Annotated in this window: 22 protein-coding genes; 9 read left to right on the forward strand and 13 right to left on the reverse strand. The window is 62.7% G+C overall.

Going from position 1 to position 21,124, the window contains the following annotated elements:
- Positions 1 to 173: 173 nt before the first annotated feature.
- Both NKI99_RS15070 and NKI99_RS15075 read left to right on the forward strand, forming a co-directional pair.
- Positions 174 to 1,160: a sulfate ABC transporter substrate-binding protein gene (locus NKI99_RS15070; protein WP_352551694.1), complete on the forward strand. Its 987-nt coding sequence runs from the start codon at positions 174 to 176 to the stop codon at positions 1,158 to 1,160.
- Between the two features lie 256 nt (positions 1,161 to 1,416).
- Positions 1,417 to 1,866, forward strand: a complete 450-nt coding sequence (locus NKI99_RS15075; protein WP_023813227.1) for an RrF2 family transcriptional regulator — start codon at positions 1,417 to 1,419, stop codon at positions 1,864 to 1,866.
- Between the two features lie 120 nt (positions 1,867 to 1,986).
- On the opposite strand, the gene NKI99_RS15080 is transcribed toward NKI99_RS15075, so the two are convergent.
- Positions 1,987 to 2,856 (reverse strand): NmrA family NAD(P)-binding protein, encoded by an 870-nt coding sequence (locus NKI99_RS15080; protein ID WP_023813228.1) that lies wholly within the window; start codon positions 2,854 to 2,856, stop codon positions 1,987 to 1,989.
- Between the two features lie 43 nt (positions 2,857 to 2,899).
- On the reverse strand, positions 2,900 to 3,322 hold the full coding sequence (locus NKI99_RS15085) for a DoxX family protein (RefSeq protein WP_127295470.1): 423 nt from the start codon (positions 3,320 to 3,322) through the stop codon (positions 2,900 to 2,902).
- Positions 3,323 to 3,441: 119 nt separating this feature from the next.
- Here NKI99_RS15085 and NKI99_RS15090 point away from each other — a divergent pair, with 119 nt between their 5' ends.
- Both NKI99_RS15090 and NKI99_RS15095 read left to right on the forward strand, forming a co-directional pair.
- On the forward strand, positions 3,442 to 4,347 hold the full coding sequence (locus NKI99_RS15090) for a LysR family transcriptional regulator (protein WP_352441166.1): 906 nt from the start codon (positions 3,442 to 3,444) through the stop codon (positions 4,345 to 4,347).
- Positions 4,348 to 4,460: 113 nt separating this feature from the next.
- Complete coding sequence (locus tag NKI99_RS15095; protein ID WP_352611327.1) at positions 4,461 to 4,622, forward strand: hypothetical protein; 162 nt, start codon at positions 4,461 to 4,463, stop codon at positions 4,620 to 4,622.
- A 63-nt stretch (positions 4,623 to 4,685) separates the two neighbouring features.
- Here NKI99_RS15095 and NKI99_RS15100 read toward each other — a convergent pair whose 3' ends face one another.
- The 7 genes from NKI99_RS15100 to NKI99_RS15130 all read right to left on the reverse strand — a co-directional run bounded on the left by NKI99_RS15100 (position 4,686) and on the right by NKI99_RS15130 (position 12,688).
- Entirely contained in the window at positions 4,686 to 5,234 is a 549-nt protein-coding gene (locus NKI99_RS15100) for a gluconokinase (protein ID WP_352611328.1), read from the reverse strand.
- 2 nt (positions 5,235 to 5,236) lie between these two features.
- Positions 5,237 to 6,223: an ABC transporter permease gene (locus tag NKI99_RS15105; RefSeq protein ID WP_127295464.1), complete on the reverse strand. Its 987-nt coding sequence runs from the start codon at positions 6,221 to 6,223 to the stop codon at positions 5,237 to 5,239.
- Entirely contained in the window at positions 6,220 to 7,200 is a 981-nt protein-coding gene (locus NKI99_RS15110) for an ABC transporter permease (protein WP_127295462.1), read from the reverse strand. Before NKI99_RS15110 ends, NKI99_RS15105 begins: the two co-directional genes overlap by 4 nt.
- On the reverse strand, positions 7,197 to 8,744 hold the full coding sequence (locus tag NKI99_RS15115; RefSeq protein WP_352611329.1) for a sugar ABC transporter ATP-binding protein: 1,548 nt from the start codon (positions 8,742 to 8,744) through the stop codon (positions 7,197 to 7,199). The genes NKI99_RS15110 and NKI99_RS15115 overlap by 4 nt, the downstream gene beginning before the upstream one ends.
- Positions 8,745 to 8,823: 79 nt before the next feature.
- Positions 8,824 to 9,951, reverse strand: a complete 1,128-nt coding sequence (locus tag NKI99_RS15120; RefSeq protein ID WP_352441169.1) for a sugar ABC transporter substrate-binding protein — start codon at positions 9,949 to 9,951, stop codon at positions 8,824 to 8,826.
- A 301-nt stretch (positions 9,952 to 10,252) separates the two neighbouring features.
- A complete protein-coding gene (gene gntR / locus NKI99_RS15125) occupies positions 10,253 to 11,281 on the reverse strand; it encodes an HTH-type transcriptional regulator GntR (protein ID WP_352611330.1) in 1,029 nt (342 codons plus the stop codon).
- Positions 11,282 to 11,458: 177 nt separating this feature from the next.
- Positions 11,459 to 12,688 carry an MFS transporter gene (locus NKI99_RS15130; protein WP_352611331.1) on the reverse strand — a complete coding sequence of 410 codons (1,230 nt, stop codon included), beginning with the start codon at positions 12,686 to 12,688 and terminating at the stop codon, positions 11,459 to 11,461.
- Positions 12,689 to 12,858: 170 nt separating this feature from the next.
- Between NKI99_RS15130 and NKI99_RS15135 the strand changes: the two genes are divergently transcribed.
- Positions 12,859 to 13,149, forward strand: coding sequence for a DUF3175 domain-containing protein (locus tag NKI99_RS15135; RefSeq protein ID WP_031213606.1), 291 nt, complete (start codon positions 12,859 to 12,861; stop codon positions 13,147 to 13,149).
- A 12-nt stretch (positions 13,150 to 13,161) separates the two neighbouring features.
- Here NKI99_RS15135 and NKI99_RS15140 read toward each other — a convergent pair whose 3' ends face one another.
- Together NKI99_RS15140 and NKI99_RS15145 are read right to left on the reverse strand one after the other, a co-directional pair.
- Entirely contained in the window at positions 13,162 to 13,938 is a 777-nt protein-coding gene (locus NKI99_RS15140) for a FadR/GntR family transcriptional regulator (protein ID WP_023813240.1), read from the reverse strand.
- A gap of 102 nt (positions 13,939 to 14,040) precedes the next feature.
- Positions 14,041 to 14,937, reverse strand: coding sequence for an NAD-dependent epimerase/dehydratase family protein (locus NKI99_RS15145; protein WP_352611332.1), 897 nt, complete (start codon positions 14,935 to 14,937; stop codon positions 14,041 to 14,043).
- Between the two features lie 119 nt (positions 14,938 to 15,056).
- On the opposite strand from NKI99_RS15145, the gene NKI99_RS15150 reads away from it, so the two are divergent.
- Positions 15,057 to 15,995 carry an NAD(P)-dependent oxidoreductase gene (locus tag NKI99_RS15150; protein WP_352611333.1) on the forward strand — a complete coding sequence of 313 codons (939 nt, stop codon included), beginning with the start codon at positions 15,057 to 15,059 and terminating at the stop codon, positions 15,993 to 15,995.
- A 24-nt stretch (positions 15,996 to 16,019) separates the two neighbouring features.
- Here NKI99_RS15150 and NKI99_RS15155 read toward each other — a convergent pair whose 3' ends face one another.
- The gene (locus tag NKI99_RS15155; RefSeq protein WP_023813243.1) at positions 16,020 to 16,802 is read right to left on the reverse strand and encodes a FadR/GntR family transcriptional regulator; all 783 of its coding nucleotides are present in this window, start codon (positions 16,800 to 16,802) and stop codon (positions 16,020 to 16,022) included.
- A gap of 197 nt (positions 16,803 to 16,999) precedes the next feature.
- Positions 17,000 to 17,989, reverse strand: a complete 990-nt coding sequence (locus tag NKI99_RS15160) for a sugar-binding protein (RefSeq protein WP_023813244.1) — start codon at positions 17,987 to 17,989, stop codon at positions 17,000 to 17,002.
- Between the two features lie 466 nt (positions 17,990 to 18,455).
- Here NKI99_RS15160 and NKI99_RS15165 point away from each other — a divergent pair, with 466 nt between their 5' ends.
- From NKI99_RS15165 to NKI99_RS15175, 3 genes are all read left to right on the forward strand, one after another.
- On the forward strand, positions 18,456 to 19,196 hold the full coding sequence (locus tag NKI99_RS15165) for an ATP-binding cassette domain-containing protein (protein WP_013530854.1): 741 nt from the start codon (positions 18,456 to 18,458) through the stop codon (positions 19,194 to 19,196).
- 41 nt (positions 19,197 to 19,237) lie between these two features.
- The gene (locus NKI99_RS15170) at positions 19,238 to 20,236 is read left to right on the forward strand and encodes an ABC transporter permease (RefSeq protein ID WP_023813245.1); all 999 of its coding nucleotides are present in this window, start codon (positions 19,238 to 19,240) and stop codon (positions 20,234 to 20,236) included.
- Positions 20,237 to 20,302: 66 nt separating this feature from the next.
- Positions 20,303 to 21,070 carry an SDR family oxidoreductase gene (locus NKI99_RS15175; RefSeq protein WP_352551679.1) on the forward strand — a complete coding sequence of 256 codons (768 nt, stop codon included), beginning with the start codon at positions 20,303 to 20,305 and terminating at the stop codon, positions 21,068 to 21,070.
- The last annotated feature ends 54 nt before the right edge of the window (positions 21,071 to 21,124 follow it).

Here is a 21,124-nt window from a genome sequence, read left to right on the forward strand (position 1 = left end):
CGATCGGCGTCCACCGAGGCGAAGTCGCACTTGAAAGAAAAAACTACGAACCTTCTATTCCGGGGATAGGTTTTCTAGAAGCGATGCATTGATCCCCGGACCCATGCCTCGTCGCACACCACGCACCCCGGCTATGGTCCGACCATAAACACATTGCATCGGAGCCTGTTTTCATGAAGCGATTTTTCCTCGGGCTTGCCACCGTCGCCGGCCTGTTCCTCGCATCCTCCCCGGCCTGGTCGGCTGACAAACTGCTCAACGCATCCTATGATGTCGGCCGCGAACTGTTCGTGCAGGTCAACAAGGCTTTCATCGCTCAGCATCCGGGCGTCACCGTCGACCAGTCGCATGCCGGCACTTCGGCGCAGGCGCGCGCCATCGCCGAGGGCCTTGGCGCCGATGTCGTTACCTTCAACCAGGTCACCGACATCGACTTCCTGGTCAAGAAGGACCTCGTGTCGGCAGACTGGCAGAAGAACTTTCCCGACAACGCCTCGCCCTTCTATTCGCTGCCGTCCTTCCTGGTACGCGCCGGCAACCCCAAGCATATCAAGGACTGGAACGATCTCGTGCGCGACGACGTGCAGGTGATCTTCCCCAATCCGAAAACCTCCGGCAATGCGCGCTACACCTATCTGGCGGCCACCGCCTACGCCAAGGAGGCCTTCAAGGGCGACGACGCCAAGGTGAAGGAGTTCATCACCAAGCTGTTCAACAACGTGCCGATTTTCGACACCGGCGGCCGCGCCGCGACCACCACCTTCGTGCAGCGCGAGATCGGTGATGTGCTGATCACCTTCGAGTCGGAGACGCGCGGCATTCGCAAGGAGTATGGCGACGGCAAGTTCGAGCAGGTCACGCCTTCGGTCAGCCTGCTGGCCGAATTCCCCGTCGCGATCGTCGACAAGGTTGCCGACGAGCACGGCACGCGCGATCTGGCCAAGACCTATCTCGACTTCCTCTACACGCCGGAGGGCCAGGACATCGCCGCCCGCAACGGCCTCAGAGCCCGCGACGCCGCTGTGGCGGCAAAATACAAGGTCGATTTCCCCGATATCCGGCTGCTGACGGTGGAAGACGTCTTCGGCGGCTGGGACAAAGTACAGAAAGAGCATTTCGCCGCTGGCGGCCTGCTCGACCAGACCTACGGCAGCCGCTGAAGGCCGCGATATCTGCGGAGTAGACGGAAAAGCCGGCGCCCTGCCGGCTTTTTTCGTTTTTGAACGCCGAAAACCTGGTTATCAGCAGAATATCCGCCTTCTCAGTGCAAAACGTTACAAAGAATCAACGCGTTTATGCCTAACGTGCAATTTGGTGGCTGTTTGCGAAACATCATCGCAGGGCGAAGACGTCATTATTTGCACACAAACAGTCGGCAGATGCGAGTGGTTGGGGCTTTTATGGGTTGATCTGGGCATGCTGACAAAAAAAGGCAAATACGGCCTCAAGGCCCTCGTGCATCTGTCTGGCCTGCCGGCCGGCCAATTGGCCTTCGTCAATGACATCGCTGTGGCCAATAATATCCCGAAGAAATTCCTCGATGCCATCCTGGGCGAGTTGCGCAATGCCGGCTTCGTCCAGAGCCGCAAAGGCAAGGAAGGCGGCTACCGCCTTGCCCGGTTGGCCTCCGAAATCAAGATCGGCCATGTCGTGCGCGTGCTTGACGGGCCGCTGGCGCCGATCCCTTGCGCCAGCCGCACGCAGTATCAGCGCTGCGAGGATTGCGACGAGGCGACCTGCCAGGTCCGCCACATGATGCTGGAGGTGCGGCAGGCTATCGCCGAGGTGCTGGACAATCGCAGCCTCGCCGCCATGCGCGATGCGGACAATGACGATTTTCCGGTCGAGCTGACGTCGCAGATCTAAACCACCGACTGCAAGCTGACCGCGCTCAGACAGACATGAGATTCTTCCATTGAAGAGGGAGTTCTCCAAATCCCGGGTTGCGAAGACCTGAAATCACAGGAGAACCCCATACAGTTTGGCCTACCCGTTCAAATTGGACGCAGCCTCGAATACATCGCGTGCGGACGTCGTACCCGCCACGTGCTCCGTACCCGCCACACCGAGGTCCATCCATCCCGCATTCACGGCCTCGTACATTTCTTCGGCAGGTCCGCTGTGGCCCTTCGGGATGCCGAATTGCTCGAGCGCTTCCGCCCACCCCGCACGCGGGATTGCAAAGGCTTTCACGTCGAGATTCAGGACTTCGCCCAATTGCTCGGCGACGTCGTCCGCGCTGACCATCGAACCAAGCTCGACGATGCGCTGCCCTGACCACATTGGCCCGGTCAAAAGCGTTGCGAATTCCGCGCCGATGTCGTTCGTCGCGACCATTGTCGATTTCCGGTTTGTCGGATTGTAGAAAGCCGGCAGCGTTCCGCCCTGCGCGACCTGCAACCCGAAAAGAAAATTCTCGAAGAATCCGCCTGCGCGCACAAAAGCAACTGGCGATGTCAGGTCGCGAAAACCTTGCTCCAGAAGGGACAAGGCCGCGATTACCCCGTGCCCGCTGGTTCTGTTCGCCCCCATAGACGAAAGCGCAACCACTCGCGGCGGCGCTGTCTTGGTGAGCGCCTCGACATAGCTTGCAATCACGCCCTTTGCTTCCTTGTAATCGGGCGAAGGCGCCCAGACAGGGGGCAGCATGACGAACGCGCCTTCGACGCCTTCGAGCGCTCGCTCGATGGCTGCCGAATCGTTCCAATCGCCGTCAACGAGCTCCACGCCCCGGTTCGCCCAGCTCAATGCCTTCTCGCGGTCGCGGACCAGCGCGCGCACCTTCTTGCCTTGCGCTAGCAAATGCCTTGCCGTCGCGCCGCCCACGTTTCCCGTGATTCCCATTACTAAGAACATGTGTTTTCTCCTGATGTTTAGGGACAGAGCTGCCCCTGTTGGTTCAATGGATGAGCGGCAGAATGGCCCGGATACGCGGATCGCGCAGATAGAGGCCGCCCCAGGTCATCGCGCCCAGAAGCAGGGAAATGATTTCCGGCGGCGACCCCAACTCACCGATGCGGAGATGGGCGCAGATGGCACCTCCCAGAAAGCCAGTCACCAGGATCGCGCCGAGGACGGCGGTGACCGGGATGGCATAGAGGATGGCGCAGGCGAGTATGATCGGACCCACGACACGGGTCAGGTCCATCGCGAACCCGGTTTCCTGCAACATGCTCGCGATCCGTGCCGGCGCGAAAAGCTGAACAGTGCCGTCTGCCATCAAAGCGATAACGACAAACGCGCTCATTATCCGGCCGGCCCACAGGGCGCGATGCAAGGTCATAGTTTCAGGTGTCTGATGCAGGTTTACGGTTTCCGACACTTGTCATTCTCCATTGGGAAGATCCCATGTTCCAAGCTTACTGTGCCCCCAAGACGTGATAAACACCGAGGAAATGAACCGACTGTTCTCTTTTCGGGAAACAATACCGGGGCACGAAAATGCAAAATCTCGAACCCATCCTCATTTTCATAACGGTAGCGGAAATGGGGAGCTTCACCCGCGCAGCCGACAGCCTGGGCATCCAAAAGGGGAGAGCCTCAACGGCGGTCCGGAAGCTGGAAGAAGATCTCGGTGTCAGGCTCCTGCACCGGACGACGCGCAGCGTGCGGTTGACGGAAGACGGACGCGCATTTCATGCCCGTGCCCGCGATCTGCTTGCTGAAGTCGATGATCTGCACTCGATGTTCGCCGGCGATCGCGTGGCACTTCGCGGGCGTTTGCGGGTCGACCTTCCAACCGAAGTGGCGCGCACAACGATCGTGCCGGCCTTGCCGGATTTCATGGCGGCGCACCCCGAGTTGGAGCTGGAGGTGTCGAGTACGGATCGGCAAGTCGATCTGGTTCAAGAGGGGTTCGATTGTGTATTGCGGCTTGGACCCATTCGGGACGAGACGCTGATTGCCCGCCCACTGGGCCTGTTGCGCATGGCCAACGCTGCCAGCCCCGCCTATCTGGCGCGCCATGGCGTCCCTCGGTCGCTGGAAGATCTCCAGCGTCAGGAACATAGGACAATTCACTTTTCGACGGTGCTGGGCGCGAGACCCTATGGATGGGAATATCCGGACGGCGACAGCTACGCGACGCTTCAGTTGCCAGGTGGGCTACACGTCAACAGCGCGCAGACCTACGAAGCCGCCGCCCTCGCCGGCCTTGGTGTGATTCAGGCGCCACTCTTGGGCATTGGCCGATACTTGGAGAGTGGAGCGCTTGTCGAGATCATACCCGATTTTCGTCGCCGGGCGCTCGCCGTGTCCCTCGTCGTTGCGCATCGGAGCAATCTGTCGCGCCGAGTCCGCGCATTCATGAAATGGATCGAAGATGTGCTGACGCCATATATGGAATAGCGACACGAATATCTTCGTCCGACCCTCGAAATCAACATTTCTGAAGTTGTGTCTGCCGATCGGCGGTCCGGCGTCGCGGGCGCCGGCTCAAGCACGGACATGAGTACCGGGCCGTGCTCAGCCCCGCGCTGGCGCCGGAGGCGTCTGTCACCCCGGCAACGGACACCGCCAGGGATGGCGCCAAGAACATGGCCGTGCAGGCGCACTACATCCTGCTCAAGCATGACCGCCTGCTGGAGGCGCTGAGGCTCTACCCCGAGCAGATGCTGACGTGATCCCGCCGGCAGCGGCTGACCGAGGCCCAGGACAGCACCGGCATCGGCACTGACGATGAAAGTTCATGACCGGCGTATCAGTCGGACCGCGGCAGCGACGAGCTCACCGACCGGGCGCGTCGCATCGAGCGACAAGGCCCGCTCCTCCACTGCCGGCGGCTCGAGGATGGCGAACTGGCTGTCGACCAGGCTTGCCGGCATGAAATGGCCCTTGCGGTTGCCGACACGCTGCCTGGCCGTGGCAGGGTCGATCTCCAGATAGAGGAAGACGATTTCCGGGCAGAAGCCGCTCAACCGTTCGCGGTAGCTGCGCTTCAGTGCCGAGCAGGCGGCAACCACGCCCTGTCGGCCGCCCACCGACTCCGCGATGCGCTCGCCGATCGCGTTGAGCCAGCCTTCGCGCAGTTGATCGGTAAGGGGTTCGCCGCTTGCCATGCGTGCGACGTTTTCCGGCGGGTGCAGCCTGTCGCCCTCGATGAAGGTAACGCGCAGCGCGGCCGCCAGCGCAATACCGACGGCCGACTTGCCGCAGCCGGCGACGCCCATCACCACGATGGCCGGAGACACCGAGCCGGGAGCGCCCGCTGGCGCCTGTGCTGCCTTTTCATCCACTGTCAGCGGCTTGCCGGCGCGCGGCCGTAGAGCAGCAGCATGGCGACGATGACGACACCGTAGATGATCTGCCGCCCCGCCTCCGGCATCTGCATGACGGAGAGGATGGACTGCAGCAGCGTGATGAGGATGACACCGGCGACAGTGCCGAGATAAGAGCCGCGTCCGCCCAGGATCGAGGTGCCGCCAAGCACCACCGCGGCGATCGACGGCAGCAGATAAGCGTCGCCCATCGACTGCGCCGCCTTGGAGGCATAGCCCGCCAGAAGCACGCCGCCGAAAGCCGAGAGCCCGCCGGAGACGGCGAAGGCGATCATCACCACGCGCCGCGTATCGATGCCGGAGAGATAGGCCGCGCGCTCGCGGTTGCCGATGCCGTAGACGGTGCGGCCGAAGCTGGTACGGGTCAGCACGAACACCATCGCGGCTCCGATCAGCGCCCAGATGATGACCGCGTTGGGCACGCCCGGAATGGCGAAGCCGGTCGCCAGGTAGCGCATCGCGCCCGTCGCCGAATCCTGCGGCGAGAAGCCGCCGGTGTAGACCACCATCAGCCCTTGCGCGACGGCGTTGGTGGCCAATGTGATGATCATCGAGGGGATGCGCAGATAGGCGACGCCGATGCCGTTGACGACGCCGATCAGCATGCCGCAGAAAATACCGAACGGAATGGCCAGCGCCACGCCGACCGGGCCGTACGCCGCCGCAGCGCAGGCCATCATGGCGCCCGCCGCCACCGCCCACGGCACCGACAGGTCGATCTGACCGAGCAGGATGACCAGCATCATCCCGGTGGCGATGACGCCGAGGAATGAAGCCACCTTGAGCTGCTGCAGAAGATATTCAGGCGACAGGAAGCTTCTGGAATAGAGGCTGCCCAGGAACAGCAAGAGAACGATGCAGGCAAAGGCCGTCAGCACCGCCGGATCGGCACGGCGGATGAATCTGGGCATGCGGCCGGCAATGCCGCCAAGCGTCGTTTCGCTCACAGGAACCACTCCAGCCGGTTGCGGACCCGAAACAGGGCGAAGGCGCCGAGGCTGACGGCGACCAGCAGGATAACGCCCTGGAACAGCGGCTGCCAGAGCGGATCGAAATCGAAGACGAACAACAGGTCGCCGATGGTGCGGAAGGCCAGTGCGCCGAAGATGGCGCCGATCGCGCTGCCCTTGCCGCCGAACAGCGAAACGCCGCCGAGCACCACGGCGGCGATCGAAAACAGCGTGTAGGAGTTGCCGCTGGCATAGGCCGCTTCACCCGTATAGGTGAAGAAGGTCAGGAACAGTCCGCCGATCGCCGCCAGCAGGCCGGCCAGCGTGTAGGCGGCGAACTTGCCGCGCCGGATCGGCACACCCGACATGTAGGCCGCCGTCTCCGATGAGCCTGCCGCGTAGGCGGCGCGGCCGAGCACCGAGCGGCTGAACGGCACCCAGATCACCAGCACGACGGCCAGCAGGACGACCAGGCTCGCCGGCACCACGCCAAACACACGGCCGGTCAGCGCATCGGCCAGATCCTCATTGACCGAGCCGCCCGGGAATGGCCGCAGCAAAAGGCCGATGCCGTAATAGACGGCCCCCGTGGCAATGGTGGCGACGATCGGCTGCAATCGGCCATAGATGACGATGGCGCCGTTGATCGCGCCGCACAGCAGCCCTACCGCCAGCACGGCGATGACACCGAGCGTCGTCTGCATCGGCGTGCCGACCACCAGCCAGGAGGCCAGGCAGTTGGTCAAAAGGAAGATCATGCCGACGGACAGGTCGATGCCGGCGGTGATCACCACCAGCGTCTGCGCCATGGCGACAAAGGCGAGCAGCACACCCTTGTTCGACGCCGTCTGCACGACATTGGCGGTGAAGCCCGCCGGATGGTTCGAGGTGTAGATGACGAACATGACGATGAAGATGCCGAACGCCAGCAGCGTTCCGCGCTGCTCGGCCAGCCAGTAGCGCCAATCTTTCACGCGCTTGCTCCCAGGCCCACTGGGCTCTCCTCGCCATGGATGTTGAGCGCGCTTGATATCAGCGCCCGTTCGGTGATCTCGGCACCGACCAACTCGCGCTTGACCGCCCCGTCATAGAGCACCAGCACGCGGTCGCAGCAGCCGATCAGTTCGTCATAATCGGTCGAGTAGAACAGGATCGCCGCACCCGCGTCGGCCAATTTGCGCATCAGCTGGTACAACTCCTGCTTGGTGCCGACGTCGATGCCACGCGTCGGATCGTTGAGCAGGATGATGCGCGGCTGGCGCATCAGCCATTTGGCGATGACCACTTTCTGCTGGTTGCCGCCCGAAAGCGCGCCGACCGGAATGTCGAGGCCCGCCGTCTTGATCGCCAAGAGGCCGACCATGTCGTCGATCAGCCGCTGCTCGGCGGCGCGATCGATGATGCCGGCTTTCGACAGCCGGTCGAGCGCCGCGAACGACAGGTTCTCGCGCACCGTCATCGGCAGCATCAGCCCTTCGGTCTTGCGGTCCTCGGGAATGAGCGCCATGCCGATGCCGTCGTCGCGCGCAACGGATGGACTGGTGATCGAGACAGACTTGCCGTCGATCAGGATCTGGCCGCTGAGGCCCCGCAGCACGCCGAAGAAGGCGAGCAGCAATTCACGCTGGCCCTGGCCGTCGAGGCCGCCAAGGCCGACCACCTCACCTGCCCTGACGGTCAGCGAGATATCGTGCAGCCGGTCGGCCCATGAGAGCTTGCGGGCCTCGAGCCTGGGGGCCGCGGTGGCAGGCACGGCCGCCGGCTTGGGCGGAAAGATATGGCTGTATTCGCGGCCGATCATCAGTTCGACCACCTCATTGTCGCTCTTCGAGCCGGCTGCATAGCTGGCGACATTGCGGCCGTTGCGGAACACCGTGCACTGATCCGCCAGTTCGGCGATCTCGTTCATGCGGTGCGAGATGTAAAGCAGCGCCAGCCCTTCCGAGCGCAGCCGCTTCAGCACCGCGAAGATATTCGAGACATCCGCGGCGGTCAGCGCGGAGGTCGCTTCGTCGAGGATGAGGATGCGCGGCTTGCGTGCCAAAGCCTTGGCGATCTCGACCATCTGGCGGCGCGACAATGGCAGGTCCTTGACCAGCGCCAGCGGGTGGATGTCGGCTGCGCCGGCGCGAGCAAGTGCTTCTTCGGCGATGCGGCGCTGCGCCTTGCGGTCGATCATGCCGAAGCGTTTGGGCGGATCGGAAATGACGATGTTGTCGGCCACGCTGAGCTCAGGGACCAGCGACAGTTCCTGGAAGATGCAGACGATGCCGGCCTTGTTGGCGGCCCCCGGAGAAGCGAAGGTCGCCTCGCGCCCGTCCAGCGTCATGCGGCCCTCATCGGGCGCCACGACACCTGCCATGACCTTGATCAGCGTCGATTTGCCGGCGCCGTTTTCACCGAGAATGGCGTGGATGCTGCCGGCTTCGACGACAAGCTCGGCCTTCTCCAGCGCACGTACGCCGCCATAGCGCTTGGATATGCCTTCCATACGAAAGAGCGGAGCCGCACCGTCCATCGGCCCTCCCAGGGCGATTGTGGGATTGAGACAAGCGCCCCCGCAAAACCCGCGGCGCCAGGCGACAGCCAGCGATGATTTACTGGTTTTCCTTGGTCTGACCCATGATTTCCTGGGCGCTGAAATTGATGCCGCAGGTCGGGAAGGAATTGCCGACGAAGAAATTATCGGATTCCTTGGGGAAATAATCCGTGCCTTCCTTCAAGTTCGGGTCTTCGGCGATCGCCAGCGGCAGCTTCACCTCTTGTGGCACAACCTCGCCTTCGAGTGCGGCGATCGCGGTCTTGATGGCGACGGCGACCTGAGCCGGACCCGAGCCTGCGGACGAGCACTTCAGCCCGTCGGCCGAATGCGCGGCGCAGAACTTGCGGAAGCCGTTCTCGGTCTCGCCGCCAAACGGCACGAACGGATGCTTGGCGTCGATCATCGCCTGCACGATGCCGGTGTCGCCGCCCTGCCCGGTGATGCCGTCGAACGGACCGTTGGTGGCGATCGCATCCGCGGTCACTTTCTGTGCCACGCCGTCATCCCATTTGCCGGCGACTTCGGTCACGTCCCACTTCTTGCCGGACGCGTCGAAGACCTCGTGGATGCCGTTGTGACGATCGGTGTCGACCGAGGTGCCGGCGACGCCGCGCACTTCCAGGATCTTGCCGCCGTTCGGTATCTTGGCGACCAGCCACTTGGCCCACAATTCGCCAAGGCCCTTCTGATCGACATTGACGTTGATGGCGTCCTTGGTGTCGAGGATGTTGTCGAAGGCGACCAGCACGATGCCGGCTTCCTTGGCGCGCTTGATGACCGGACCGAAGGCCGTCGGGTTCTGGGCGTCGGTGACGATGGCGTCATAGCCGGAATCGATGAAATTGTTGATCGCCGAGATCTGTGCCGGCACGTCCTCGCCCGTCGAGACGACCTTGAATTCCTTGATCTTGGCTTTGACTTCAGGTTGTGCGGCGTAGGCCTTGGCCGTCTGCACCATCTGGATGCGCCAGGTGTTGGCGATGTAGCCATTGGCGAAGGCGATGCGGAACGGCCCTTCCTTCTTGGGATATTTGAAGAATTTGGTCTCCGCGTCCCACGGCGCGAAACAATCCGCCTGAGCGGCGGGACCCGACACGATTTCGGGTCCGGCGGCCATGGCGGCCGAATTGAGCATGACGAATGCAGTGGCGGCAACGACGCCACCAACCAGTGACTTGATCATCGATAATCCTCCCGATTGCAGTTCAGATTGTTCGTTTCGCAACGCGAATTTTCGCGCGATGGACCGGCACCTCCCGCCTCGCCATGCGCGTCCTTGGCCGCCCGTGGTGGCCGACCCGGTTCCTCCCTTGTCGCCGCCAGCGGTACGAAAACTATCATATTATCCATAATAAACAAGTATTAGTTGTCGCTTATGTATAATAAACAGGTACGCCCTGTCGTTGATGCACCTGCCTGCAGGAAATGGTAGCGCTACCAAATTGGCGTGTAAACCGGTATTCGCACAGTCGCTTCTGTGCGTTTCAACGCGCCGTGCTCTCGCGGCGCTTGAGCTCGAAACCGAGGTCGACGATCCGTTGCTCCGGTCTGTTGCCGGCGATCGCCGCAAGCGCCATGGCAACGGCACGCCGGCCGATCTCATAACGATGGGTGCGGATGCTGGTGACCGAAGGAAACGCCACCTGCATCATGTCGAGATCGTTGAAACCGACGATGCCGATCGTCTTCGGCACCGCGATCGAGGCGCGATGGCATTCGAACAAGACGCCGAGCGCGATATCGTCATTGTTGCAGAAGACACCGTCGAGTGTCGGCACCTTGGCCAGCGCATCGCGGAACATCTCGCGGCCGAGCGACACGCTGGACAGCACCGGCGTAGTGGTGACGAGGCGCGGATCGAACAGGCCCGCGGCCTCCATCGCCGCGCGATAGCCGGCAAGGCGCCGCTGCGAACGCGGGTCCATGCGCGCGCCGATGAAGCCGATGCGGCGATAGCCGGCCTCGATCAGATGCTCGGTCGCCGCCCTGCCGCCATCGAGATGCGAGAAGCCGACCATCATGTCGACGGGATCTGGACCGGTTTCCATGACTTGCACCACAGGGCAGCCGGCACTTTCCAGCAGCTTTCGCGAAGCCGGTGTCTGATCGATGCCGGCGACGATCAGCGCGGCTGGCCGTTGCGAACCGAACACCTGCAGCAGCCGCTCTTCCTCAAGGCCGGAATAGTGGGTGTTGCCAAGCTGGATGCGGAACGGGCTGGCCGACAGGCTGTCATAGATGCCACGCACCACCTCGGCGAAGACGTTGTTGGTCAGCGACGGCACCAGCACGCCGAACACCTCGGCGCGCGCCGAGGCCAGGGCCCGGGCATTCGGGTCCGGCACATAGCCCAGTTCGTCGACGGCGGCCTGGATCTGGCGGCGCAGCTCTTCGGACACACGCTCCGGCTCACGCAGGGCGCGCGACACGGTGATGGCACCAACGCCGGCCTTGCGCGCGACATCCGCGATGGTAGGGCGGCCGCCGCCCCGGCGCGAGCGCGGCTTGGTCAAGGACGCACTCCTGCCGACGGGCTTGTACAGCCAAGCGCCTTTGGAACCATATTCAGGGTCTTTGCCACCATCGTCATGCCAAACCGGCCTGTTGCCGCACCCACCCATCTTCCGGCGTCGCGCAGCCTTGGGTGGTTGTCAAGCCGCGCAGCTCCCGGACCATTGGGCACGGAGAGCTCAGGCCATCACGGCTGCGCTGCGCCGTGCCTTCCACAACAGCAGCCCGATCGCCAGTATGTTCAGCAAATTCCAGGCGATGCCGTTGAGGAACGCAGCCGCATAGGAGCCGGTCAAATCGTAGATCCAGCCCGACATCCAGCCGCCGATCGCCATGCCGAAGATCGTCGCCATCAAGACGATGCCGATACGCTGGCCAGCCTCTTTGGCCGGCATGTAATCGCGCACGATGATCGCGTAGCAAGGCACGATACCGCCTTGCGACAGGCCGAACACCAGCGACACCACATAGAGCGAGGCAAGCCCGTCGAACGGGATGTAGAACAGCAGCGACAGGCATTGCAGCACCGAGCCGATCATCAGTGTCCACACCGCGCCGATACGGTCGGCGAGGAAGCCGGACGCCAGCCGGCTGACGACGCCGCCCGCCATCATGATCGACAGCATGTCGGCGCCATGTGCGACTCCGTAGCCAAGGTCCATGCAATAGGCGACGATATGCACTTGCGGCATTGACATCGCCACGCAGCAGCCGAGGCCGGCGACGACCAGCAGCACCTGCAACGCCGCCGGCGACAGCGGCATCGACTGCACCGGCCGGCTTCCGGGCGAACCGGCGGCAGCCGCAACTGGGGCACCGCGCCGCAGCATCAGCACCAGCGGCACCATGGTCACCAGACAGAAGATGCCGATGGCGGCATAGGTGAAGCGCCAGCCTTCCGCCTTTATCAGTGTCGGCATGATGGTCGGCCAGATCGCTCCGGCGAGGTAGTTTCCGGCGGCCGCCGCGGTCACCGCGACACCGCGCCGGCGGTTGAACCAGTGCGAGATATCGGCGATCAGCGGCCCGAAGATCACCGACGTGCCGATACCGATCAGCACTCCTTGGGCAAGCGTGAATTGCAGGATCGAGGTCGACAGCGCCGCCAGCAGCAGCCCGGCGGAAAGCGCGATCGAAGAGAGCAGCGCCGGGATCCAGTATCCCATCCGGTCGATGGCGCGACCGACCAGCACGTTGCCGGCGGCGAAACCGACCATGGTCGCAGTGTAAGGCATGGACGCCGCGGCGCGGTCGACGCCGAACTCGGCCTGCACCGCGGGCAGCACGACGACGACAGCCCACATGCCGACGGCGCCGATCGTCGCCAGCAGCATCGAGATGGCGAGCCGCATCCAGGCATAGGAGCTGTCGATGCCGGGGCCGGGCTGGATGCTGTCGGTTCGGGTCAAGGCGTTTCCTGTCGGCGGTCTCGGAGATCGGCTGCCGTTTGCGCCACTATCGGCGCATTCTCAGGCCGCAGCAGCGCCACAGCTGGCAAATCCGTGGCTCCAGAGCCAGGACGGAACCGATGCCGATGTGCGGAGTTTCCCGGCAACCCACCCTGCAGAGGAGTCCTGCGATGACCGCCACCAGGAAAAAATGGTCGGCCGAGGTGACCGAGCACAGCGACGCGATGGATCTTGAGGATCACGTCTTCGAATCCGACGACGCCAGGAAGATCGCCGCCTCGCTCAAGCGATCCGCCGAACACAGCCACCGGCGCAAGGCCGAGCCGTTCCAGTCGGCCATGTCGATGCTGAACTTCTACATCAACCGCGCCGGCAAGAACTTGCCTGCCGCGCGCAAAAAAGTGCTTGAGGACGCCAAGGATGAACTGCGCAGCGCCTTCGGACGTGACAAGGATGATTAGCGGCGGCCGGCCCTACCGGGCGCGGATGACGCCGTCTGTGTTGGCGAGCAGTTTGCGCACTGCATTGCGCGCCGCGTCGGGGCGCTGCAGGCGGATGTTCTTCTCGATTGCCTCGTGCAGCTTCTGCGCGTGGTTGAGATCGTCGATCTCCCGCGTCGTATAGGCAAAGAGGTGATCGAAGGCGGATTCGATCAGTACGCCGAGCGGCACCAGCAGGTCGTTGCCCGAAGCCCGCAGGATGGCAAGATGGAAGCGCGTGTCGGCGCGGGTCCGCTCCTGCAGGCTCGTCGCCTCTCCCATCTCCCGGCAGGCCAGGCTGATCTCGGCCATCTGCTCGTCGGTTCTTCGCATGGCGGCAAACGCGGTCGCTTCCGGCTCGATGATGTGGCGGAATTCCTGCACCGTCTTGAGGAACACTTCGCGATCCGGCGACGTCGCGTACCAGGCAAGCACATCGCGATCGAGCAGGTTCCAGCGTTCCTTCGGCTCGACCCAGCTGCCGATCTTGGGACGTGAGGCCAAAAGGCTCTTGGCCATCAGCATCTTGATCGCCTCGCGCACCGCCGAGCGGCTGACGCTGAAGGTCTCCGACCATTTCGCTTCATTGGGCAGGATGGTACCAGGCGGATAGTCGCCCCGCACGATCCTGAGGCCGATTTCGCTGGCCAGCGAGGCGTGGACGCTGGAGCCTGGAATACGCGCGGCGTCCGCCCGGCGAACGCCGCCCGGACGGTCCCCGGAGGCCGCTTTCCCCAACGATTTTTCCTTGTTCGGCTTCGCGTCCCGCATGGGTTCCAGAAAGTCCGTATTAAGCAGGCTGTCAAGCGCGGCAAGCGGCTTGCACCGCAAAGCCGCCCGCTGTGCACAGATCAGCCTCGCTTGCTTCGCGGATCAGTCCTGCTTGACGTATCTGCGCCAGCTATGCTCCGGGCGGAAACCGAGCACGTCGCGCGCCTTGCGGTTCGACAGCAGCGTCTCGTATTCACCGAGCTCGGCCTTGAGCGGCACGCCGGGGTAGAACCGCTTCAAGAGTTCGGCGGTCGGCAGGTCGGACGAGGTGTCGTCGTTGGCGGCGTTGAACACCTGATAGCCGAGCCCGTCCTTCTCTATGGCGCGCAGCGTGATCTGGCCAAGGTCGCGCGCATCGACATAGCTCCAGGCGATGCGCTTGCGGAAACCCGGATCGGCGAACCATTTCGGAAACAGCGAATATTCGTGCGGCTCGATGACGTTGCCGATGCGCAGGGCATAGATGTCGGTGCCGTTGCGCTGCGCAAATGCCCGCGCCGTCTTCTCGTTGACGACCTTGGACAAAGCATAGCTGTCCATCGGGTCGACGTCATACTCCTCGTCGAGCGGGAAATATTTGGGATCGCGTGGCTCGTTGGCGAACACGAGCCCATAGGTCGTCTCGCTGGAGGCGATGATAACCTTGGGGATGCCGAGCTTTACCGCCGCCTCGATGACATTGTAGGTGCCGAGCGCATTGATGCGGAACACCTCGTTGTCGGTGGTGATCATGATGCGCGGGATGGCGGCGAAATGCACCACCGCATCGACCGCCTGCGGGCGCAGCGAAGGGTCGAATTCGTGCAGGCCCATATAGCTCGACAGTGCGTTGAACACCTGCCCGCTGTCGGTGATGTCGGTGATCAGCGTGCGCACCTTTGGGTTGTCGAGCGGCCTGGTGTCGATGTTGAGCACCTGGCAGCCTTGCTCGACCAGATACTGCACGACATGGCGTCCGGCCTTGCCGCTGCCGCCGGTGAACATGATCCGCTTCGTCATTTTGCTCTCCACATCCTCTGGGATTTATGTGTATTGTCAGACAATATCACCATCCGCAACCATCCTCGCCTGCAAAACGGCAGCGCCTGACATCAATCATTGCAACAGGACTTGAAGATATGAACACGACTGCCGCGAGCGAAAAGATCGGCTTCATCGGCCTTGGTCTGATGGGGCACGGGATCGCCAAGAACATCGTCGACAAGGGCTACAGCCTGACCTTCCTCGGCCGCAAGAACCGCAAGCCGGCGGAGGATCTGCTCGGTCGAGGTGCGAAGGAAGCATCAACCTCGCGCGATGTGGCGGCGGCGTCTGATATCGTCTTCATCTGCGTCACCGGTTCGCGCGAGGTCGAAGCCATCATTCGCGGCCCGGGCGGCCTCAAGGAGGGTTTGAAGAAAGGTTCGGTCGTCGTCGATTGCTCGACCTCAGATCCAGTCTCGACCATTGCGCTTGCCGCTGAGCTCAATGCACTCGGCATCGATTTTGTCGACGCACCGCTCAGCCGCACGCCGAAGGAAGCCTGGGAAGGCACGCTCGACGCCATGGTCGGCGCACCGGACGCCCTCTTTGCCAGGGTGAAACCGGTAATCGAAACCTGGGCCGGCCGCATCGTCCATATCGGCGACACCGGCGACGGCCATCGCATGAAGCTGCTCAACAATTTCATCTCGCTCGGCTACGCCGCGATCTATTCCGAGGCACTGGCACTGGCTGAGAAGGTCGGCATCTCGCCGCCGCGCTTCGACAGCGTCATTCGCAATGGCCGCATGGATTGCGGCTTCTACCAGACCTTCATGCGCTGGACGCTGGAAGGTGACCGCGATGCGCACAAATTCACCATCGCCAATGCCTTCAAGGACCTGACCTATCTGGAATCGATGGCGGGTGCGGCCGGCATTGCCAACCCGCTCGGCAACGCCACCAAGAACTCCTTCGCCGGTGCCCATGCAACCGGCCCGGCCGAGCAATTCGTACCGATGCTGGCGACGCATATCGCTGGGGTGAACGGTGTCGACCTGATGCCGATGAAGGATGGCAAGAAACAGACCATTTAACCGATTGCCCAACGCCGGCGCCGATCACCGCCGCCACCGCCCTATCCCATCGTCGGTATCTGCAAGCAGCTTGTGCACGGCGTTGCGCGCAGCGGCTGGGCGCTGCAGGCGGATGTTCTTTTCGATCGCCTCATGCAGCTTCTGCGCCTGGCGCTGATCGGCGACCTGCTGTGTCGTGAATGCGAAGAGATGGTCGAGCGCCGATTCGATCAGCACGCCGAGCGGCACCAGAAGGTCGTTGCCGGAAGCGCGCAGGATGGCCAGATGAAAGCGCGTATCGGCGCGGATACGCTCCTGCAGGCTCAAGGCCTCGCCCATGTCGCGGCAGGCCTGGCTGATTTCCGCCATTTGCTCGTCGCTGCGCCGCATGGCGGCAAAGGCCGACGCTTCCGGCTCGATGATATGACGAAACTCCTGCACGGTTCGCAGGAACGCCTCGCGGTCGGGCGCCGTCGCGTACCAGGCCAGAACGTCGCGGTCGAGCAGGTTCCAGCGCTCCTTCGGCTCGACCCAACTGCCGATCTTGGGGCGTGAGGCCAACAGGCTTTTCGCCATCAGCATCTTGATGGCTTCGCGCACCGCCGAACGGCTGACATTGAAGATCTCGGCCCATTTGGACTCGTTGGGCAGGATGGTGCCGGGCGGATAGTCGCCACGCACGATCCGCAGGCCAATCTCGCCGGCCAACGAGACATGGACGCTCGCCCCCGCAAAATGCGCGGCACCAGCCTTCCGCATGACAGCCGGACCGTGGCTCGCTTGTGCCTTGGTTAGGTCGGTTCGCTTGCTTGACTTCTCGTCCGGCATCCACGTTCCAATGCGTCGACCGTCTGTCGTCCGGACTGGTCCGAACCGTACGGGCGCCGATCTCGTTGCCGAAAAATCCAGATCACGGGCGCGGCAAAGCCGGAGCCGATTGCCCCAACTATTGCGTCCGTTCGGGAATACCGCTTCCGTTCAGGAATGACGGGGCGCCCGCAACCGGGCGCCCCGAAATCGAGAACCTACTTCTGGATGCAGGTGTCGACCGTATCCTTGGTGCACTCGTCGAGGCCGGTGAACACCGGATCGGCGACCGCCTTGCCTTCGATCAGGTCGATCATCACCGACGGTGCCTTGTAGCCCATTTCGAACGGCCGCTGGCCGACCAGAGCCGTTACAAGGCCGTCACGAGCGATCGCCACTTCGTCGCCGATCGTGTCGGCGGCGCCGATGACGAAGTCGTTGCTGGCGATCCGGTCCTTGAGCGGCCCGAACAGATCGCGGTAGGGCTGCGGCGCGCCGAACAGCGGCCAGCCGCCCATGATGCCGAAGGCGTCCAGCTTGGGGTTGGCGGCGAGGATGTCGGTCATCGCCTGCACGCCCTTGGCGCCATCGTCATTGGTGAACACCGGGCAGCCGGGAACTTCGGTCCAACCACCTTCACCCGCAAGTGCGGCAAGGCCTTCCTTGCCCGACAGTGCGTCACGCATGCCTTGCGCACGGCGCAGGATGTTGTCGGCTGCCGGGTTGCCTTCGATGGTGCAGATCGTGCCACCATTCGGCTTGCCCTTCTTGATGTACTCGCCGATCTTCTTGCCCATCAGGTAATTGTCGGTACCGAGATAGGTCTTGCGAAGACCTGCGTCTTCCTTGCTGAGATCGGCATCGACCGTCATGATCGGGATCGTCGGATTGGCGCTCTTGATCGTCTGCGCGATCAGCGGCGCGTTGGACGGCGAGATCGCCATCGCGACCGTGTCGGCCTTGCTCAGCATGTCCTGGACGATCTGCGCCTCGCCGGCCTCGTCCGAAGTCGACGCCGGACCGGTGTAGAAGCATTCATACTCCGAGCTGGCGTTTTCCTTGTTCCATTTCTCGCAGCCCTGGTGGATGGCCTCGAAGAACGGATTATCGAGACCTTTCACGACAATGACGAGCTGTTTCTTGGCCAAAGCCGGCCCGGCACCCAACGCCATTGCGGCGACGGCGGCGAGCAAAAGTGTTTTCCTCATGTCAGTCCTCCCTTGAAACAAACGGACACGGCGTGCCCGCCATACAGATCGACCGGATGCGTGATGACCGAGGGTCGTTTCGCGAGCGCTCGTGTCGCCAGGACAGATCGATAAGCATTTCCAGATTCGGCTTCAGATCAACTCACACACAGGTGCCGCTGGATCCTGGACCGTCAAACCTCCGCCGATTCCGGCCGGCGAACCGCCAGCGGAGATCGGCATAATCTCCTCCGACGCTTAGCTAATATCGGCTTGGCGCCAACGTCAATGCTATTTGTCCTACAAAACGGATTTTTAAAATAGTCCTGGCCCAATTCGTCCGACAATTGATTGACGTGCGCCGGCTTTTGCGTAAAAGAACGCTAACGCCGTCTTCGGGAGGAGCCGGGGAGAGCGAGGCCAAAGCAGCGTCGGCATCCACGCCGGGAACAGCAGCAGGTCGCAAATCACGGGGAGGCAAAGGCTGGTGGCGGTTCTCGAACTCACCAACATCTCAAGGCATTTCGGCGCCATCCAGGCCGTCAACGACGTTTCGCTGTCGATCGAGCCCGGACAGGTGGTCGGCCTCATGGGCGACAACGGCGCCGGCAAGTCGACGCTGGTCAAGATGATCGCCGGCAATTTCCGTCCGAGCCATGGCACCATGCACATGGATGGCAAGGAATTGATCCTGCACAAGCCGGCGGAAGCCCGCCAGCACGGCATCGAGATCGTCCACCAGGACCTTGCGCTCTGCAACAATCTGACCGCCGCCGCCAATGTCTATCTCGGCCGCGAGTTGCGGCGCGGCGTCGGGCCGTTCCGCATCCTCGACTATGCCTCGATGTACAAGCGCGCCGGCCAGCTCTTCGCCGAATTGAAGTCCGAAACCCGTCCGCGCGATCTCGTCAAGCAGATGTCGGGTGGCCAGCGCCAAGCGGTGGCGATCGCCCGCACCATGCTGTCGCAGGCCAAGATCGTGCTGATGGACGAACCGACGGCCGCTATCTCGGTGCGCCAGGTCGCCGAAGTGCTGAACCTGATCCGCCATTTGCGCGATCAAGGCATTGCCGTCGTGCTGATCAGCCACCGAATGCCTGACGTCTTCACCGTCGCCGACCGCGTCATAGTCATGCGGCGCGGCCGCAAGGTCGCCGACAAGACGATTGCGTCGAGCTCGCCCGAGGAAGTCACCGGGCTGATCACCGGCGCCATCGAACAGGTTTGATTTCAGCGAATTTCACCACGCACAGCAGATGAAGGTCGACGATGGCACTGACAATTGACCAGCCGATCGAACACAAGCAGCAATCCCTGCCGGCAAGAGTGTTTGCCAGCCAGACCTTCTGGGTGGTGATCGCCGTTATCCTCGCCTGCGTGTTCCTGTCGTTTGCCACCGACGCGTTTGCCACGTCGAAGAACCTCTACAACATCACCCGCAACATCACCTTCGTCGCCATTATCGCGCTCGGCATGACCTTCGTCATCATCACCGGCGGCATCGACCTCTCGGTCGGCTCGGTGCTGTGCCTGTCGTCGATGATTTTGGCCGTCACGATGCATGCCGGCTACTCAATCGAGGTCGGCATCCTGGCCTCGATCGCCACCGCGCTCGCCATTGGCGCCTTCAACGGCGTGCTGATCGCCTATCTCGGCTTTCCACCCTTTGTGGTGACGCTCGGCATGCTGTCGATCGCCCGCAGCCTCGCCATGGTCGCCTCCAACAACACGGTCGTCTTCCAGTTCGGGCCGGACCACGCCAAGCTTCTGTCATTGGGCGGCGGCGCCTGGGTGTTCGGCATCGCCAATCCGGTGCTTTACATGATCCTTCTGGCGCTGATCACCGGCTTTATCCTGCGCTGGACGAAGTTCGGCCGCCACATCTTTGCCATTGGCGGCAACGAGCACGCGGCAACGCTGACCGGCGTTCCGGTGCGCCAGATCAAGGTTGCCGTCTACATGATCTCGGCGCTGTCGGCCGGCATTGCCGGCATCATCCAGACCGGCTGGCTGGGTGCCGTCACCACCAATCTCGGCACCGGCATGGAACTGCAGGTAATCGCCGCAACCGTCATCGGCGGCGCCAATCTAGCTGGCGGCGTCGGCACCGCCTTTGGCGCCATCGTCGGTGCGGCCCTGATCGAGGTGATCCGCAACAGTCTCGGTCTGCTCGGCATCAATGCCTTCTGGCAAGGTGTGTTCATCGGCGGCGCCATCCTGCTGGCGGTGCTGTTCGACCGCATCCGCAATTTCCGCCGCAGCGACTAGAACCATGATCCCGAAAAGTGGAAACCGGTTTTCGGGCAAGATCATGGTCAAACAAAAGACGGTTTGATGGCCAACTCCCTGTTCAGCCTCAAGGGGCGGGTGGCGCTGGTGACTGGCTCCGGTCAAGGCATCGGCTTTGCGCTGGCTCGGGGCCTCGCCGGACACGGTGCAAGCATAGTGCTGAACGGTCGCGACACCGCCAGGATCGACAGCGCCGTCGAAAAGCTGCGCGATGTCGGCTTCAAGGCGCACGCCTCGGTATTCGACGTCACCGATTTTCAGGCGGTCAACGCGGACATTGCCCGCATCGAGGCCGAGATCGGCGCCATCGACATCCTCATCAACAATGCCGGCATACAATTCCGCGCCCCGCTCGAGGACTTTCCCGAGGAGCAATGGGAGCGCCTGTTCAAGACCAATGTATCGGGCGCCTTCCATGTCGGCAAGGCGGTCGCCCGCCACATGATCCCCCGCGGCAAGGGCAAGATCATCAACATCGGCTCGGTGCAGAGCGAGCTGGCAAGGCCGAACATCGCGCCATACACCGCGACCAAAGGCGCGATCCGCAACCTGACAAGGGGCATGTGCGCCGACTGGGCCAAACACGGCCTGCAGATCAATGCGATCGCACCCGGCTATTTCCGCACCGAGATGAACCAGGCGCTGGTCGACAATCCGGAATTTTCCGCCTGGCTGGAAAAGCGTACGCCGGCCGGGCGCTGGGGCAATGTCGACGAGTTGATCGGCGCCGCCGTGTTCCTTGCCTCCGACGCATCGTCTTTCGTCAACGGCCATACGCTGTATGTCGATGGCGGCATGACGGCTTCGGTTTGAAGGGCGTTCTTCCCTTGTGGGAGAAGAAGAAACCTATCGCTCAGTCTGAAAATC

Origin of the sequence: Mesorhizobium sp. M0239, from assembly GCF_040321815.1 — a bacterium.
In the GTDB taxonomy this organism is placed as follows: Bacteria; Pseudomonadota; Alphaproteobacteria; order Rhizobiales; family Rhizobiaceae; genus Mesorhizobium.

Coding starts and splice junctions, on each gene's coding strand:
- NKI99_RS15160 (WP_023813244.1), bottom strand. CDS start 17,989: ATGAGGAAAACACTTTTGCTCGCCGCCGTCGCCGCAATGGCGTTGGGT.
- NKI99_RS15170 (WP_023813245.1), top strand. CDS start 19,238: ATGGCACTGACAATTGACCAGCCGATCGAACACAAGCAGCAATCCCTG.
- NKI99_RS15135 (WP_031213606.1), top strand. CDS start 12,859: ATGACCGCCACCAGGAAAAAATGGTCGGCCGAGGTGACCGAGCACAGC.
- NKI99_RS15140 (WP_023813240.1), bottom strand. CDS start 13,938: ATGCGGGACGCGAAGCCGAACAAGGAAAAATCGTTGGGGAAAGCGGCC.
- NKI99_RS15145 (WP_352611332.1), bottom strand. CDS start 14,937: ATGACGAAGCGGATCATGTTCACCGGCGGCAGCGGCAAGGCCGGACGC.
- NKI99_RS15075 (WP_023813227.1), top strand. CDS start 1,417: ATGCTGACAAAAAAAGGCAAATACGGCCTCAAGGCCCTCGTGCATCTG.
- NKI99_RS15175 (WP_352551679.1), top strand. CDS start 20,303: ATGGCCAACTCCCTGTTCAGCCTCAAGGGGCGGGTGGCGCTGGTGACT.
- NKI99_RS15080 (WP_023813228.1), bottom strand. CDS start 2,856: ATGTTCTTAGTAATGGGAATCACGGGAAACGTGGGCGGCGCGACGGCA.
- NKI99_RS15120 (WP_352441169.1), bottom strand. CDS start 9,951: ATGATCAAGTCACTGGTTGGTGGCGTCGTTGCCGCCACTGCATTCGTC.
- NKI99_RS15150 (WP_352611333.1), top strand. CDS start 15,057: ATGAACACGACTGCCGCGAGCGAAAAGATCGGCTTCATCGGCCTTGGT.
- NKI99_RS15155 (WP_023813243.1), bottom strand. CDS start 16,802: ATGCCGGACGAGAAGTCAAGCAAGCGAACCGACCTAACCAAGGCACAA.
- NKI99_RS15115 (WP_352611329.1), bottom strand. CDS start 8,744: ATGGACGGTGCGGCTCCGCTCTTTCGTATGGAAGGCATATCCAAGCGC.
- NKI99_RS15090 (WP_352441166.1), top strand. CDS start 3,442: ATGCAAAATCTCGAACCCATCCTCATTTTCATAACGGTAGCGGAAATG.
- NKI99_RS15070 (WP_352551694.1), top strand. CDS start 174: ATGAAGCGATTTTTCCTCGGGCTTGCCACCGTCGCCGGCCTGTTCCTC.